The 15,085-nt window shown below is 72.2% G+C and carries 13 protein-coding genes; 5 read left to right on the forward strand and 8 right to left on the reverse strand.

Annotation, left to right across the window (positions count from 1 at the left end; translation table 11 throughout):
- Positions 1-141: 141 nt before the first annotated feature.
- From idi to AB0A74_RS17250, 4 genes are read right to left on the reverse strand one after another with little or no spacing between them, the layout of a single operon-like run.
- Positions 142-717, reverse strand: coding sequence for an isopentenyl-diphosphate Delta-isomerase (gene idi / locus AB0A74_RS17235; protein ID WP_358250412.1), 576 nt, complete (start codon positions 715-717; stop codon positions 142-144).
- Positions 718-745: 28 nt separating this feature from the next.
- Positions 746-2,098 carry a fatty acid--CoA ligase family protein gene (locus AB0A74_RS17240; protein ID WP_358250414.1) on the reverse strand — a complete coding sequence of 451 codons (1,353 nt, stop codon included), beginning with the start codon at positions 2,096-2,098 and terminating at the stop codon, positions 746-748.
- Between the two features lie 4 nt (positions 2,099-2,102).
- On the reverse strand, positions 2,103-3,176 hold the full coding sequence (locus tag AB0A74_RS17245; protein WP_358250416.1) for a 3-dehydroquinate synthase II: 1,074 nt from the start codon (positions 3,174-3,176) through the stop codon (positions 2,103-2,105).
- A 28-nt stretch (positions 3,177-3,204) separates the two neighbouring features.
- On the reverse strand, positions 3,205-3,996 hold the full coding sequence (locus AB0A74_RS17250; RefSeq protein ID WP_358250417.1) for a 2-amino-3,7-dideoxy-D-threo-hept-6-ulosonate synthase: 792 nt from the start codon (positions 3,994-3,996) through the stop codon (positions 3,205-3,207).
- A 211-nt stretch (positions 3,997-4,207) separates the two neighbouring features.
- Between AB0A74_RS17250 and AB0A74_RS17255 the strand changes: the two genes are divergently transcribed.
- A complete protein-coding gene (locus AB0A74_RS17255) occupies positions 4,208-5,146 on the forward strand; it encodes a LysR family transcriptional regulator (protein ID WP_358250419.1) in 939 nt (312 codons plus the stop codon).
- Positions 5,147-5,151: 5 nt separating this feature from the next.
- Here AB0A74_RS17255 and AB0A74_RS17260 read toward each other — a convergent pair whose 3' ends face one another.
- Together AB0A74_RS17260 and AB0A74_RS17265 are read right to left on the reverse strand one after the other, a co-directional pair.
- Positions 5,152-6,363, reverse strand: coding sequence for an MFS transporter (locus AB0A74_RS17260; RefSeq protein WP_358250421.1), 1,212 nt, complete (start codon positions 6,361-6,363; stop codon positions 5,152-5,154).
- Positions 6,363-7,610 carry an ATP-grasp domain-containing protein gene (locus tag AB0A74_RS17265; RefSeq protein WP_358250423.1) on the reverse strand — a complete coding sequence of 416 codons (1,248 nt, stop codon included), beginning with the start codon at positions 7,608-7,610 and terminating at the stop codon, positions 6,363-6,365. Before AB0A74_RS17265 ends, AB0A74_RS17260 begins: the two co-directional genes overlap by 1 nt.
- A gap of 127 nt (positions 7,611-7,737) precedes the next feature.
- On the opposite strand from AB0A74_RS17265, the gene AB0A74_RS17270 reads away from it, so the two are divergent.
- Positions 7,738-8,226, forward strand: coding sequence for a hypothetical protein (locus tag AB0A74_RS17270; RefSeq protein WP_358250425.1), 489 nt, complete (start codon positions 7,738-7,740; stop codon positions 8,224-8,226).
- 11 nt (positions 8,227-8,237) lie between these two features.
- Here AB0A74_RS17270 and AB0A74_RS17275 read toward each other — a convergent pair whose 3' ends face one another.
- Together AB0A74_RS17275 and AB0A74_RS17280 are read right to left on the reverse strand one after the other, a co-directional pair.
- Positions 8,238-8,855 (reverse strand): hypothetical protein, encoded by a 618-nt coding sequence (locus AB0A74_RS17275; protein ID WP_358250427.1) that lies wholly within the window; start codon positions 8,853-8,855, stop codon positions 8,238-8,240.
- Complete coding sequence (locus AB0A74_RS17280) at positions 8,852-10,060, reverse strand: hypothetical protein (protein WP_358250429.1); 1,209 nt, start codon at positions 10,058-10,060, stop codon at positions 8,852-8,854. Before AB0A74_RS17280 ends, AB0A74_RS17275 begins: the two co-directional genes overlap by 4 nt.
- 77 nt (positions 10,061-10,137) lie before the next feature.
- Here AB0A74_RS17280 and AB0A74_RS17285 point away from each other — a divergent pair, with 77 nt between their 5' ends.
- The 3 genes from AB0A74_RS17285 to AB0A74_RS17295 all read left to right on the forward strand — a co-directional run bounded on the left by AB0A74_RS17285 (position 10,138) and on the right by AB0A74_RS17295 (position 14,942).
- Positions 10,138-11,526: an SDR family NAD(P)-dependent oxidoreductase gene (locus AB0A74_RS17285; RefSeq protein ID WP_358250431.1), complete on the forward strand. Its 1,389-nt coding sequence runs from the start codon at positions 10,138-10,140 to the stop codon at positions 11,524-11,526.
- Between the two features lie 189 nt (positions 11,527-11,715).
- Positions 11,716-12,645: a hypothetical protein gene (locus AB0A74_RS17290; protein WP_358250433.1), complete on the forward strand. Its 930-nt coding sequence runs from the start codon at positions 11,716-11,718 to the stop codon at positions 12,643-12,645.
- Entirely contained in the window at positions 12,642-14,942 is a 2,301-nt protein-coding gene (locus AB0A74_RS17295; protein WP_358250435.1) for a hypothetical protein, read from the forward strand. The genes AB0A74_RS17290 and AB0A74_RS17295 overlap by 4 nt, the downstream gene beginning before the upstream one ends.
- Positions 14,943-15,085 lie beyond the last annotated feature (143 nt).

Below are 15,085 nucleotides of genomic sequence, written 5' to 3' on the forward strand. Positions count from 1 at the left end.
ACAAGACCCAAGCGCGGTTGGGCTGCGCCCAGGCCGTACGGGGAACGAACCGAGGCCCTTCCTTGGCTTGGCAGCCCTTCAAAAGCGGCGCGCCTGCGGCGCGAAAAGCGGGCGCGCCTCGTGTGGGGCTGGTCGGGAGTGTTACGGGCGGGCGGCTGGGGGGAGGGTGGAAAGGGTTGCCGTTGGCCAGGTCCATGGGTCCTCGCCCAGTTTGACCAATTCCTCGACCTGGAGCAGGCACCAGGGGGAGATCGGGCGCACGCCCGCCAGGACGGCGTGGGAGAAATCTCCCCACGGCACCCATTCGAACGAGTCCACCTCGTCCTCGTTCAGCACCGGGTCCCCGTCCAGCCGGCCGCGGAAGACCGGGCACATCTCGTTCTCCACCACGCCGTTCTCCATCACCGCGCGGTACCGGAACGTCGGTAGGACCAGGTCCAGCTCCACGCCCTCCACGCCCAGCTCCTCCGCCAACCGGCGGGTCACGGCGGTGGCCGCGTCCTCGCCCGGGGCCGGGTGGCCGCAGCACGAATTAGTCCACACGCCCGGCCAGGTCTTCTTGTGCAGCGCCCGCCTGGTCAGCAGCAGGCGGCCCGCGCCGTCGAACAGGTAGCTGGAGAACGCCAGGTGCAGTGGCGTGTCCGCGTGGTGCACGTCGGCCTTGTCGGCGACTCCGATGCTCGTACCCGACTCGTCCAGCAGCACGACTTGTTCCACGCGGATCACCCTGCCACAGGCCCCCCGGTCAGCGCGCGGCGGCAAGGGCCTCCGGGTTGCGGACCAGCTTGCCCGCCGCCGTCCTCGGCAGGGCGCGCAGCACGTGGGTCCGGCCGGGCAGCTTGAAGTCCGCCAAGCGCTCCCGGCACCACGCGGACAGCTCCGCCGCGGACAGCTCGTCGCTCTCCGTGCCGACGTACGCCTCGATCACCCCGTCGTGCACGGCGATCGCCTCGGTCACCAGCGGGTGGGCACGCAGCGTGGTCTCGATCTCCGTCAGGTCCACCTTCGCGCCCTGCACGACCACCAGGGAGTCGGCCCGGCCCAGCAGGCGCAGCGCGCCCCGCTCGTCGAACTCGCCCCGGTCTCCGGTGCGCAGCCAGCCGTCCAGGTAGCGCTCGCCGTCCTCGTCGCGCAGGTACGGGGACTCGTCCAGCGCGACCTCCACCAGGCCGTCGCGCACGCGGATGGTGGTGTCGGTCAACGGCTTGCCCACCGCCGGCCGGGTGGCCCCGGTGACGTCCATGGTCAGGGCACCGGTCTCGGTGGTGCCGAAGCACTCCCCCACCGGGAAGCCGTAGGCCCGGCCGAACGCCTCCGCGACCTCGGCCGGCATCAGCTCGCCGCCCGCGAACGCCGCCCGCACGGTCTTCAGCGCGGGCCGGTCGGCGGCCTCGGCCAGCAGGGCGAAGTGGAACGGCAGGCCGGTGATGAAGTCGACCTCGTGCCGCGCCGCCGCGCGCAGGACGTCGTCGGCGGTCGGGCGGGCGGCGAAGACCAGTTCCACGCCGGCCGCCAGCGAGTGCAGCAGGCCGCCCATCAGGCCGAAGCTGTGCGCGGTGGCGTTGAGCAGCAGCAGCTTCTCGCCGCGCTGGGTCATGCCCTCGGCCGCGCCGAACCGCATCACCTCGCGGATGACCGACTCGGTGCTGCGGCCGACGACCTTGGGCGTGCCGGTCGAACCCGAGCTGAACTGGACCAGGCGGTGCCGGGTGAGCGCGGGCAGGCCGTCCGGGCGCGGCTCGGTGACCAGCTCGTAGCGCTCGCGGAACGCGCCGGCGCCGCGCCCGGTGGACCGGACGACGAACTGGGGCCGGCTCAGGCCGCGCAGCACCTCGACCTCGGCGGGCTTGAGGCGGTGGTCGATGGAGACGACCCGGGCGCCCAGGCTCCACAGGGCCAGCACCACCTCCAGCTGGGTGAAGCTGGGCGGCACCTGGACCGCGACCGTGCTGCCCTCCCCCACCCCGGCGGCGGCGAACAGGCCCGCCTCGGCGGCCACGGACTCCCGCAGCCGCCCGTGGGTCACGGTGTGGTCGTGGGTGAACACCGGCACGTCGTCGCCGTGGCGGCGCAGCAGGTCGGTGACGAACTCGCGCATCGGGTCAGGACTCCTTGCAGAACTCGCCGATGGGGATGCCCACGTGCCGCTGCTCGGTCGCGATGTACCCGAGCAGCTCGTCGCCGCGCTCCAGCTCGGTGACGTTGCGGACCTTCCCGCCCGGCCCGAGCACCCGGACGTGCCAGTCGTCCTGCACGGTGAGGCTGACCTCCACGCCTTCCGGTGAGTGCGCGGTGATGGTCAGGATGGGCCGGGACTCCAGCTTGGCCCGGCCGACGGTGACCTTGCGGGTGCGGCCCTCGGAGTCCACCGCCAGCACGGTGCTGCCGGAGCGCAGCTCGGACAGGTAGTTGGTGCGGTTGTCGGGGCCGAGCACGTAGGAGTGCAGCGCGCCCGCGTTGACCCGGAACGGCCGGGTCGGCATGTACGGCAGCGGGTGGGTCTCGCTGCAGCACAGGATGAAACCGGAAGAGAACGAGCCGACCAGGATGCCCTCGTCCTCGCGGAAGTGCGAGCACGTGTCCACGCAGACCCGGTCGCCCAGGCCGTTGTGGGCGATGCCGGCCACGGTCAGGGTGGTCAGGGTCAGCGGCGGGGTCGTGGCCTCCAGCAGGCGGGCCAGGTCGAACACGTCGGTGGCGTCGCGGGGCGCGAGCAGGACGCCGTCCGAGCCGTGCTCCAGCACGTCCAGGACGATGGCCGCCTCCTCCAGGTCGGCGACCTCGGTGACCAGCTTGCCGGGCGCGCCGTCGGCGGCGGCGATGACGATCTCCAGCGGGATCTTCGTCGGGTCGGTGAACGCGACGATCGTGTGCTCCAGCCGCACGGCGGCGTCGCAGGCGAGCTTGAGCGTCCGGTCGTCGCCGACCCGCACGAACGCGGCGGTGGCGGTGAGCCGGTCCAGCCGGTCCCGGTCGTCCACGACGACGGCGACCAGGTGCGGGCCGTCCACCGGCTCGGGCGCGACCAGCACGCGGGTGACCGTGGGCGGCAGCGTGTCCAGCAGGGCGGGGTCGTCGGACACGATCCCGGCCAGCCGGGCGTGCAGGGTGGCGTCGACCACGGACTCGCGGTGCGCCTCGGGGACGGTTCGGAGGTCGATCCAGGCGAACTTCACGCCAGACTCCAGGGTTGCGGGACTGTGATCAGGACACGGCGCCGGACATGGCCGGCACCAGGTCGGCGGGGTCTTCGGCGTGGATGACGGAGGCCAGTTCGGCCACCAGCGACATCGGCTGCGGCGAGGTGAACACGCGCCGCCCCACGGCCAGGCCCGCGCAACCCATCGCCATCGACGCGCGCGCGTAGTCCACGAGGCTGCCGCCGGTCGCCGGACCGCCCGCCACCAGGACCGGGATGGGGCAGCTCTGCACCACCTCGGCCATCCGCTCCACGGGCAGCGCGAGGTTGGTCTTCACGATGTCCGCGCCCAGGTCCACGGCGATGTTGACGACGTGGGCGAGCAGGGCGGGGTCGGTGGTGTCGGCGATGCGCGGCCCGCGCGGGTAGACCATCGCCACCAGCGGCACGTTCCAGGCGTCGCAGGCGTTGGCGACCACGCCGAAGTCGGCGAGCTGCCGTTCCTCGGTGTCCGAGCCGATGTTCACGTGCACGCTGACCGCGTCGGCCCCCAGCCGCAGCGCCTCCTCCACGTCGCCGACGAGCACCTTCGCGTTGGCGTCGGCCATGTGCGCGGTGCCGGCGCTGAGGTGGACGATCAGCGCGCAGCCGCCGAGCAGCATCGGGTCGAGGGTGCGCACGCGTCCTTTGTGGACGATGATGGCGTCGGCGCCGCCGACGACGACCGAGGAGATCAGGTCGGGCCACCGGTCGCGCGGCACGACCGGTCCGTCCGAGACGCTGTGGTCGAGCGGGACGAAGAGGTACCTGTCGTCACGCGGACGGGAAAGGCGTCGCAGCCGCAACGCTTTCCTCATGTCGCTCACACCTCCCCAGGATTGGCGGTAGCCACGCTGAAGACTGGTCGAGACCCGACTCTTGCGGGGAGGTGGCACCTGGCGATAACTCGTCAGTTATGCACCTGTTGGAGCAACGGAGTGCGGCGAACCCTCCACGCTGTGTCAACCTTTCACACTCGCACGGTCGGTTCTGGACGTGATCCGGTTGCCCTAGGCTGCGGCAGTGCACATGGAGCTGAGACACCTCCACGTTGTGCTGACCGTGGCGGAGGCGGGCAGCATCAGCCGGGCCGCCTCCGTCCTCAAGATCGCGCAAGCCGGGCTGACCGCGCAGCTGCGGCGCATCGAACGGGGCTTCGGTGGTCCGCTGTTCCTGCGGCGCAGCGACGGCGTGGAGCTGACCGAACTCGGCCGCCACGTCGTGCTGAGATCGCGTGACCTGGTGGAACGGTTCGACGACCTGATGGTGACCGCGCGCAGGCTGGCCGCGCAGACGGGCGGCGAGGGCATCCGCCTGGGCGGCGTGGCCGGCGCTCCCACGCCGCTGCTGGTGGACGTGGCGCGCGACATGATGCCCAACCAGCCCAGGACGACCCACGTGGAACGCAGTTGCGACGCGGTGCTGGACCTGGTGCGCACGGGCAAGCTGGACGTGGCGCTGGTGGTGGAGTTCCCCCAGAGTCCACTGCGGATTCCCGAAGAGGTGGACTGCCGCGCGGTGGTGACCGAACCGATGCTGGTCGGCGTCTCGGCGGGGCACCGGCTGGCCGGGCGCGGCGAGATTCGGCTGTCCGAACTGGCCGATGAGGACTGGGCGGTGCCGGACGAGAACTACGGCGGCGGCCGGGTGAACCTGCACCTGGCGTGCGAGGCGGCCGGGTTCACGCCGCGGTGCGTGCACTTCGGCGTGGACCCGGTGTCGGCGGCGGAACTGGTGCGCTCGGGCCACACGGTGGCCTGCTTCTTCCCCACCGGGCGGGAATTGCCCGGCGTGGTGCTCAAGCCGGTGGTGGGCAGCCCCGTGCACCGCCGCGTGCTGCTGGTGTGGCAACGCGACAGCGCGGCGGAGCGGTACGTGGACGACCTGCACGCGCGACTCCTGCGGGCCTACCAGGAACGGGTGCGGGGCCAGTCCCGGCCGGCCACGCTGGCCGCGGCGGCCAGCTGACCCGGTCAGGCGGCGTTCCGGTTCCGCGTGGCGAAGTAGCCCACGACCGCGGCCAGCAAGCCGGACACGGCCATCACCGGCCACACCGCGTGTCCCATGCGCAGGAACAGGAAGCCGCCCAGCACCGGCCCCAGCGCCGCGCCCAGCCCGAACATGAACTGGAAGCTGCCGATGTAGCGGCCCTTGAGGTGCGCCGGTCCCGCCATGCCCGGGTAGGCGAAGACGACCGGGCCGCCGATGATCTCGCCGAACGTCCACACCAGGGTGCCGATCACGATCACCGCCGGCCCCAGCGGCAGGCCGTACAGGGCCACGCCGACCGCGGTGAGGGCGTACGCCGTGAAGACCACCAAGCGGGGCTTCATGTTCTGCGTCTTCTTGGTGACGACCAGTTCGAGCAGGATCACCGCGCCGCCGTTGAGCGCGACCGCCAGCGTGTACCAGAAGATCGGCACGCCCGACGCGGCCACGTCCAGCGGCAGTGTGGACAGGTACTGCACGTACACCACGGCGTTGAAGAAGGTTGCCACCAGGTACAGCAGGTAGCGGCGGTCGCGGAAGAGGTCGGCGTAGCTGCCGGTCTCCGCAGCGCTTTCCGAAGGTCCCGTCGTGGCCGTCTTGGCGGGCAGGGCGTAGAAGGCCAGCACCGCGTAGCCCAGCGCCACCGCCGCTTCACCCCAGAACAGCAGGTGGTAGCTGTCGCCGCCCAACTGGTAGAGGCCGAACCCGATCAGCGGCGCGGCCGTGGTGCCCAGGTTCAGTCCGAACCGGTACATCGCGAAGACCATGACCTGGCGGTCGTCGTCGGTCAGTTCGGACAGCAGCGTCGCCGAAGCCGGCCGGTAGATCTGGCTGATCGCGCCCAGCAGGGCCACCGCGCCGATGAGCAGCCCGTAGTTCGGCAGGTACAACAGGGACGCGGTGAGCGCGGCCGCGCCCGCCATGCCCAGCACCGTCGAGTTCCGCGCGCCCAGGCGGTCCGCGAGAGCGCCGCCGATCAGCACGCCCACGACGTTGCCGATGCCGAACACGCCCAGCGCGGTCGCGGCCTCGCCGGCCGTGTAGCCGCGCGAGGTCATGAACAGCACCAGGAAGATGTTGAGGAAACCGCCGACCTTGTTGACGAAGACGCCGCCCAGCACGGCTTTGACGGCCAGGGGTGACTCGACGAACGTGCGCCAGACGCCGGCGGACTTCGCTTCTTCGGTCGTCGTCATCACGCGCTCTTGACGTCCAGCGCGGCCTCTGCCGCGTCCAACCGGGACGCCACCTCGGCCCGCGAGGCGCCGACCGCGATGGCGAACGCGATCCGGCCCCACACCGTGCCCTTCGGCGGCGGCGACACGACCGCGCCCGGCTGCGCCACGGTGACCACCCGGTCGATGCCCTCGGGCAACGCGGCTTCGTTGAAGGACAACGAACCCAGGGTCGTGTCCTCCTCCTCGACGTAGAAGAACCGGATGCCCGCGACGCGGCGGCGCTTCGGCTCGACGTCCACCGGCCGGCCGGTCGCCGCGCCGGCCGCCACCAGGCCCGGGTCGATGCCCGTCGCGAGCAGGCCGAGGTAGGGGATCATGTCGCCGCCCAGGCGGCCGTTGACCTCGATCACCTTCGGACCGTCGGCGGTCAGCATGTACTCGGAGTGGGTCGTGCCGTCGGTGAAGCCGAGCGCCTCGTGCGTGTCCTGCAACGCCTTGAGCAGCACCGGGTCGGTCAGCAGCGGGTCGTCCGCGTCGACGAAGTGGCCGACCTCCTCGGCGTAGGGCTGGTAGCCGACGACCTTGCGCCCGACGAACAGCGGGGTCACGCGGCCGTCGCGGACCACCGAGTCGACGCTGATCTCCTCGCCGGACACGAACTCCTCGACCAGGACCGGCTGGTCGGTGTCGAACACGACCGGCTCGGGCGCGCGGGCGCTCTCGGTGAACCCGAAGTTCGCGCGCACCTCGCCCTCGTCGTGCACCTTCACCACGCCCAGGCTCGCGCCCAGCCCGCGCGGCTTGAGGATCGCCGGGTAGCCGACCTCGGCGGCGGCGGACACGGCCTGCGCCACCGTCTTCACGGCGATCGACCGGGGCTGCGGCACGCCCGCCGCGTCCAGCGCCGCGCGCGTCTTCCCCTTGTCCCGCAACCGCCACACGACGTCCGGGTCGCCGTTGCGCAGGCCCAGTTCGCGCGCGATGAACGCGGTGGCGTGGATGCGGACCTCGTCCCAGCACAGGACGCCCGCGATGGGGTCGCGCGCGTGCAGCTTCGCGGCCTCGGCGGCCATCGCGGGACCGTCGGTGGTGCTGGGCAGCACGGTCCAGCCGGTGACGTGCTCCCTCTCCCAGCCCGGTTCGGCGGTCAGGAACAGGTGGACGCGGTACTCCTCGCCGATCGAGCGCAGCAGGTACTCGCGGTACAGCCGCATGCCCGTCGCGACCACGAGCAGCAGCGGCCGGTCCGCCTCGGTGCCGGTCATCCGTTCACGCCCCCACATTTCCCGAAAATGGCCGTGCGGATTATGTGCCCCCATCCGGTCCGGCGACAGCCCGAGGCCGAACGGCTCATTGAAAAGCCTTATGGCTGTTCAGCTTTACGATGCGCGGGTGACGCACACCGGACATGTCGGAGTGGCACCGGACTACCGGCACACTTCGAAAACCGCTCACGCCGTCCCGGCCCACGACGTGGTCGTGCCCGGCGGCCGGTTCAAGTGGTACGACGTCGTCCGCGACGACGAGGTGATCACCGAGGAGGACCGGGCGCTCGCACGCAGGACGGTGCTGGACGCGCTGGAATCGGGAGCCGTCCCGGCGGCGCTGGGTTTCGTCGTGCTGCACCTCAGCGGCGGCCGCCACTTCCTCGCGGTGTGGACGTGGCGCAACGAGAACGAGTTGTGGCAGACGTTGTTCGTGCGCGGGCGGGGCGATTTCCGCGCGGTGTCCGGCCGTGGGCACACACCCGTGATGTGCGTGTGGGAAATGGGGCCCGTGGTGCACGAGCAGCAGGCGTGGGTGCGGTTCCTGCACACGTCCCGGGACGCCGCGGCGGTCGAGGCGTACCTGGCCGACCGCGCGTCCGGCCCGGTGGGCTAGTCCACTGTGGACTACTCGGCGTGGCGCAGGACGCTTTCCACCTCGGTGCGGAACGCGTCCACGCCGTCCTGGCCCTCGGGCGCGCCGTGGGCCTGGAGCAGGTGCAGCAGCGCGACGCCGCTGGCCGACCGGCGCGCTTGGGCGCGGAACGAGAACGCGGCCTCGTAGACGGTGACGGCGATGGCGAGCGCGGCGGCGACGGTGGCCAGGAACCCCCACATCGCCCGCCGCCCCGGGTCCGCCACGGCGACCGCGCCCAACGCCGCCGCGCCCGTGTAGAGCAGGACGGTGCCGGCGGTGGTCCAGCGCAGGGCTCGGGCGTAGCGGGTGCGGGTGTGTTCCAGGGCGGCGAGGCGGTCGCCGACGCGGTGGCGCAGGTAGGCGCGCAGGAACTGCTCGCGGTGGTCGGCGAGGACGGCCGGGGTGAGGACGAGCGGTTCCTTCGGCCGTGGTGCGGGCGACGGTCGCGGTGCGGGCGACGGTCGCGGTGCGGGCGACGGCTTGGGGGACGGCGCGGCGGACGGTGTGGGCGCGGTGAGGCGCTCGGACACGTCCGAGGGGGCCTCGGGCCGCGCGCTGTCCACCGCCACGGTCGCCGCGTCGGGCTTGGGGTCGTCTTCGCTCGTCATGCGTTGCTCACCGGTTCGTGGCGGTGGCGGGCCACCTCGGTCGCCAGCTCGCGGGAACGCTCCTCGCGTTCCGCGTCCGTGGCGGCCGGCGGCGCGGCCAGGTGGTCGAAGTACAGCGCCCGCAACTGCTCGGCGCGGGCGCGGGCGTCGGGGTTCTCGCCGCCCCGGGCCAGCACGGTCAGCACGGCGGCGCCCGCACCCGCCACGGCGACCAGCACGCCCGGCCACGGCACGTCGCGCAGCCAGACCTGCAACGCCCCGAACGACACGGTCGCGAACCCGGCCGCGACCGCCAGCAGCACCAGCAGCCGGGCGCGCTCGCGTTCGCGCAGCGCCGCGGTCTCCTGCTCGTGCAGCACGGGCGCGACGACCTGGTTGGCGTCGTGGATCGCGTCGGCCAGCAGCGGGTAGTCCAGCACGTACCCGGGATCGACCACGGGACGCTGCGCCGGCGCCCGGAACCGCAAGCTCGGGAACACCCGCACCGGCCGCACGGGCGCGGCGAACTCCCGCGACCCGAGCACGCGGTGCAGCACCGCGACGATCCGGTCCGGCCCCTCGTCCAGGTGCACGACGGCGACCTGTCCGCCGCGGGTCAGCACGGCGAGGTCGTCGTCGCCCGGCGCGCCGCGCGCGATGTCGTCGGCCAGCCCGCCGGTGCCGGCGAGCACGAGCAGCGGCCGGTCCCGGCCCAGGTGCTCGACCAGCGCGGCGCGCGCCACGTCGTCGCCGCCGGCCAGCACGGCCAGGGCGGGCCGCCGGCCCGCGACCGCGTCCACCGTCCGGACCAGCGCGGGCACCTCCTCGCCCCACTGCGAGCCGGGCACGAGCACGACCGTGTCGTGGTTCGCGTTGAGACGCACCTCACCCGGGGCCGGCTGGACGTCCTCGGCCGCGACCCGCCCGGACGGCGCGACGCCGACCAGCCGGGGCCGGCGGCCGTCGAGGGCCTGGGCGGCCAGGCCGGTGAGGTGGGCGACCCCGGTGTCGGCGCCGCCGGTGATCACGGCCGCGTCCCGCTGCACGGCCGTGACCAGCACGGATCGCAGCACGGGCAGCAACGCGGCGGCCAGGTCGGTGTCGAGGTCGCCGGACGCGCCGAGCAGCAGCACGACCGGCCGGCCGCGCGGCAGACCGAACGCCCGCGCCCGGATGTCGGCGTCGGGGTGGGCCAGTCGGCGCACCCGCGGACCCGCTGTGGACATGCCGGGCACCCTAGCGCCGCCTCACGTCGATTTCACCCGTCAGAGGAACGAATCTTTTTCACGGGTACCATTCGGCCGTGCAGATCGACCCCGCCGAGATGGAAATCGCCCTGCGGGTCCTCGCCCAGGTGGATGAACTGGACACCGAGCACCCGGACGCGGTGGTCATCAGGCGGGCGACCGCGGGCATCTGGAAGAACCTCCGCAAGCGCCGCAAAGCCGCCAAGCGCGCGGCCGTCACGCTGGCCGACCGGGCCGTGATCGAGGCCACGGCCACCGGTTCCCCGTCGCGCATCGACGACGAGACCCGCGGCATCCTGCTCAAGGAGCCGGAACCGGGCACGGTCGTCGGCACCCTCCAGCGCGCCCGGTCGTGCTACACGTGCAAGACCCGGTACACCGAGGTGGACGCGTTCTACCACCAGCTGTGCCCGCCGTGCGCGACCCTCAACCGCAGCCGCCGCGACGCCCGCGCGGACCTGACCGGCAAGCGCGCCCTGCTCACCGGCGGCCGGGCGAAGATCGGCATGTACATCGCTTTGCGCCTATTGCGCGACGGGGCGCACACGACCATCACCACGCGGTTCCCCCACGACGCCGTGCGCCGGTTCGCGTCGATGGAGGACAGCGCGGACTGGCTGCACCGGTTGCGCGTGGTGGGCATCGACCTGCGCGACCCGAGCCAGGTGGTGCGCTTGGCGGACACCGTCGCCGCCGACGGACCCCTGGACATCCTGATCAACAACGCCGCGCAGACCGTGCGCCGGTCGCGGGACGCTTACGCGCCGCTGGTCGCCGCGGAGTCCGCGCCACTGCCGTCCGGCCCGCTGCCGGAACTGGTGACCTTCGGCCACACGTCCTCCGCGCACCCCGTGGCGCTGACCGGTTCTCTGGCCGACACCATGCCCGAGGTGACCGCTCTGGCCCTGACGGCCGGTTCCACGCAGATCGACGCCGGCGGGCTGGTCCCGGACGTCCACCACTCGAACAGCTGGGTGCAGCGGGTGGAGGAGGTGGACCCGGTGGAGCTGCTGGAAGTCCAGCTCTGCAACAGCACGGCGCCGTTCATCCTCATCTCGCGCCTGCGGCAGGCGATGGCGGCCGCACCGGCCCGCCGCAAGTACGTGGTGAACGTGTCGGCGATGGAAGGCCAGTTCTCCCGCGCCTACAAGGGCCCGGGCCACCCGCACACGAACATGGCCAAGGCGGCGCTGAACATGCTGACCCGCACCAGCGCGCAGGAGATGCTGGAAACGGACGGCATCCTGATGACGGCCGTGGACACCGGCTGGATCACCGACGAACGCCCCCACCCGACCAAGCTGCGCCTGGCGGCCGAGGGGTTCCACGCGCCGCTGGACCTGGTCGACGGCGCGGCCCGCGTGTACGACCCGATCGTCCGCGGCGAACAGGGTGAAGACCTGTACGGCTGCTTCCTGAAGGACTACGCCCCCGCTCCGTGGTGACCCGCCCGTCCCACGACCCGGAGGAGTAGCAACGGGTGTGGGCCGATCGGGTGGGGACCGCCCCGGAGCCGGCCCGATGTGCCACTGTCCGTCGGTAGGCTGGAGCGGTCGCCGGGCGTGGGGGGTGGGCATGGGTTGCGGGCGGGGGCGGTCGGGGACCGTCCTGGTGCGCGCCAAGGGCGGCACGCGATGACGCGGCCGATCAACCCCTTCCCCCTGCCCGGGTGGGAGCGCACGCCGATGCGGCCCCTGCGGCCCTGGGAGCGCACCGCCCACCGCGACTACTACGTCGACGTCGACGGCGCCGAGGCCGCCTTCCAGCAGTTCCAGCAAGAGCTCGGCGACCTCGCCGGCGTGCTGGAGGACGGCCGCCTGGTCCTGGTCACCGGCGAGTCCGGGTGCGGCAAGACCGCGCTGCTCAACCGGTGCGCCGACTGGACCGCCGTCGCCCTCGCCGAGCGCGGCCTGAAGGGCGTCGTCGTCGACCTGACCGGGTGCCTGCCCGAGGACGAGGAGCTGTCCATCCAGCAACGCCTGGAACAGGTCTGCGACCAGCTCTTCGACCGGCTCGTCGACGCGCGGGCCCTGCGCCCCGAAGAGGTCGAGGCCACGCGCGGTGACCGGGACAACCCGCAGCGCGTCTTCCCGCGCCTGGCCCACCTGCTGCGCGACGACGTGGTCCTGCTCGTCCTGCTGCCCTCGCCCAACGAGCTGCTGGACGAGGTGGTCCGGTACGCCAAGCAGTTGAGCAGCCCGCGCGTGCTGTTCTTCGCCGAGTCCGCGTTCTTCCGCGCCGACGACATCGCGGAGCTGGTGCGGCGGACCGAGGCGTGGGTCCCGCCGGTCACCCTGCTGGTCGGCAAGCTGGAGACCGGCGACCAGCACCGCTTCGCCAAGGACCGGCTCCTGCGTCACACCGACGTCGGAACCTATCCCCAACTGAGTGATCAGGCGGTCGAATTGCTCGGCAAGATCTGTCAATCCGTCGCCATGCTCCAGCGGATCCTCCACGGAACGTACGAGCGGAAGCTCACTTCCGGACTAAGCTACACCGATACCGATCTGGTGACGGTGGACGACATCAGGGCGTACCTGAACGGACTGGGGATGCAGCCATGAGCGGCAGCGACGACCTCCCGCCCGCGCGGAAGAACCCCTTCTCGCCGATGGCGGTCGCCCTGATCATCGACGACTTCCAGGACGACTTCGACTCCGTCGACGTCACCATCGCCACCGACGCGACCCGGCAGGCCGTCGCCCACCTCGACGCCTACCTCGACGGCCCGCCCGGCACGGGCACGGTGTTCGCCGTGCTCGGCGACTACGGCACCGGCAAGACCCACCTCGCCGTGCGCCTGGTCCGCCACGCCCGGCGCGCGCTGGACGACCCGACCCGCGCCCTGTACCTGGAGGCGACCGCGGACAGCTTCATCGAGCTGTACCGCCGGTTCATGCAGCGGCTGGGCCGCGAGGGCGTGCGGGCGCAGGTCAGCGACTACTACGCCGACATCGTCGCGGACTCGTTGCAGAGCACCGGGTTGACCGCGGACACCCTGGACTGGCTGGGCAGCCGGCAGCTGGAGCCGCAGGAGGTCGTGGAGCGGCTGGGGCTGATGGAGAGCGCGCTGCTGCGCAAGGTCCAGGACACGCTGCGCCACGTCACCAACAACAAGGACTTCGGCACCGCGCTGACCCTGTTGCTGCGCCCGGGTTTCGAGCACGCGGTGTGGTCGTGGCTGCTCGGCGGCGCGCCGGACCAGGTGCTGGTGGAGCGCGGCATCACCACGCCGATCGACACCGAGGTCGCGGCGCTGGAGGCGATGGGCGTGTTCGCCCTGCTCTTCGGCGGCCGGCAGCGGCGGTTCGTGCTCGCGCTGGACGAGCTGGACAAGATCTTCTCGGCGGACAAGCAGCCGCAGGCGCAGACGATGGCCGCGTTCCAGACGCTGTTGCAGGTGTTCGCCAAGGCGGGCGCGTGCCTGGTGCTGTGCGGGCTGCCGGAGTTCAAGGCCGTCCTGCCGCCCGCGGTGCGCCAGCGCATCCCTTACACGGTCACGATGTCGGGTCTGAGCCACGCGCAGGTCCGCGAGTTCATCGTGCGTGCCCAGGAAGCGCAGGCCCAGGAGGCGCAGGCCCGGGAGGCGCGGACCGGCCGGTCGGGCCTGGCGCCGTTCACCCCGGAGACCGTCCGGTACCTGCGGGACGTGGCCGGCGGCAACACCCGCAACGTGGTCCGCCTGTGCCACCGCGTCTTCCGGCTGGTGGACGACCGGGCGCGGGCGACCGGCGACCCGGACGCGACCGCCACCGACGACATGGTCCGGCAGGCCGCCCGGGAGCTGTTCGGCTCGCTGAGCGCCGACGACCTCGACGGCGCGGTCCGGCGGCTGCTGGACGCCAACGGCTGGGAGTACTGGCACAACCACCTGCTGGGCACCGGCGAGGAGTCCAAGGCCGAGTTCTGGGTGACCTTCCCCGACCGCGACGGCGGCTGCGCGGTCCTGCTGGAGGGTTCGCTGCTGGACAACGACGACGTGACGCGCGTGATGCGCCGGGTGTCGGCGGTCCGCGAGGCCCAACCGGACGCGCAGGTCGTGGTGCTGGTCAACGGCGTGCTGACCGACGGCGTGGCGATCCAGCTGCGCGAACCCCTGGGCCGCGACCCGCTGGTGTTCTCCGAACGCTCGTTCGCCGAGGACTTCAAGGCCCTGGTCGGCGCGACCGGCATCCCCTCGGAGCAGGACCCGGTGTCCGCGCTGCGCCAGCGCATGGACCAGCTCTCCCGCCAGCAGGCCGGGATCTACGGGTTCATCGAGCAGCTGGCCGAGCACGTGGACGGCGTGCGCACGTCGTCGGACCGCCAGTTCGGCGCGATCGGCCGCCAGCTCAACCTCCTGGTCGGCACGTCCCCAGGCCGCACGCCACAGGACAGCCGGCTGCCCGGCGAGGTGGAACGGCTCTTCCGCGACGCCGTGGACGCGCTGGAGGGCCTGGTGCAGGTGGACCTCATGCTGGGCGAGGCGTTCGACTTCGCGCCGGCGCGGACGCAGGAGGCCGTGCACCGACGCCTGCGGACGCCGGAGTTCACCGACGCGGCGGCGAAGGCGATCCTGATCCAGAGGACGGTCCTGGCGTTCCGCTCGGCGCTGGCCGAGTGGTACCGCACCCATTCCGACACACCGGACCCGGAAGACCGCCTGGAACAATTGTGCGGGATCTACGACGACATCGTGGAATTCCTGCCGCTGTTCGACCTGGACCCGTTGTTCGTCCTCCCGCCGTGGACGGCCCGCGGCGGCGGAGTGGTCGCGGACGTGAGCCAGACGACCCGCCGAACCCGGGTGCACGACGCGCTGCGCAATTTCAGCCCCCGCGTCCGCCGCGCGGTCGTCAAGGGATTGCAGGGAAACGCCTAAAGCCTGCTAACGCGATGATCGTGGCGCTGAAGGCGGCGGAACCAGTGCGGCAGCGCGATGTCCAGGAGGTTGGTCAGCCTGGTGATGGGTGGCTTGCCCCCGGTGGCGGAGCGGGCTCGCCGGTAGGGTCTGGTTCGTTTCGG

Source organism: Saccharothrix sp. NPDC042600 (assembly GCF_040647305.1).
GTDB lineage: Bacteria > Actinomycetota > Actinomycetes > Mycobacteriales > Pseudonocardiaceae > Actinosynnema > Actinosynnema mutabilis.

Bases quoted from the DNA above. Each gene is read 5' to 3' on its own strand.
- AB0A74_RS17275 (WP_358250427.1), bottom strand. From the start codon at position 8,855: ATGACGAGCGAAGACGACCCCAAGCCCGACGCGGCGACCGTGGCGGTG.
- AB0A74_RS17280 (WP_358250429.1), bottom strand. From the start codon at position 10,060: ATGTCCACAGCGGGTCCGCGGGTGCGCCGACTGGCCCACCCCGACGCC.
- AB0A74_RS17295 (WP_358250435.1), top strand. From the start codon at position 12,642: ATGAGCGGCAGCGACGACCTCCCGCCCGCGCGGAAGAACCCCTTCTCG.
- AB0A74_RS17255 (WP_358250419.1), top strand. From the start codon at position 4,208: ATGGAGCTGAGACACCTCCACGTTGTGCTGACCGTGGCGGAGGCGGGC.
- AB0A74_RS17290 (WP_358250433.1), top strand. From the start codon at position 11,716: ATGACGCGGCCGATCAACCCCTTCCCCCTGCCCGGGTGGGAGCGCACG.
- AB0A74_RS17250 (WP_358250417.1), bottom strand. From the start codon at position 3,996: ATGAGGAAAGCGTTGCGGCTGCGACGCCTTTCCCGTCCGCGTGACGAC.
- AB0A74_RS17260 (WP_358250421.1), bottom strand. From the start codon at position 6,363: ATGACGACGACCGAAGAAGCGAAGTCCGCCGGCGTCTGGCGCACGTTC.
- AB0A74_RS17265 (WP_358250423.1), bottom strand. From the start codon at position 7,610: ATGACCGGCACCGAGGCGGACCGGCCGCTGCTGCTCGTGGTCGCGACG.
- AB0A74_RS17240 (WP_358250414.1), bottom strand. From the start codon at position 2,098: ATGCGCGAGTTCGTCACCGACCTGCTGCGCCGCCACGGCGACGACGTG.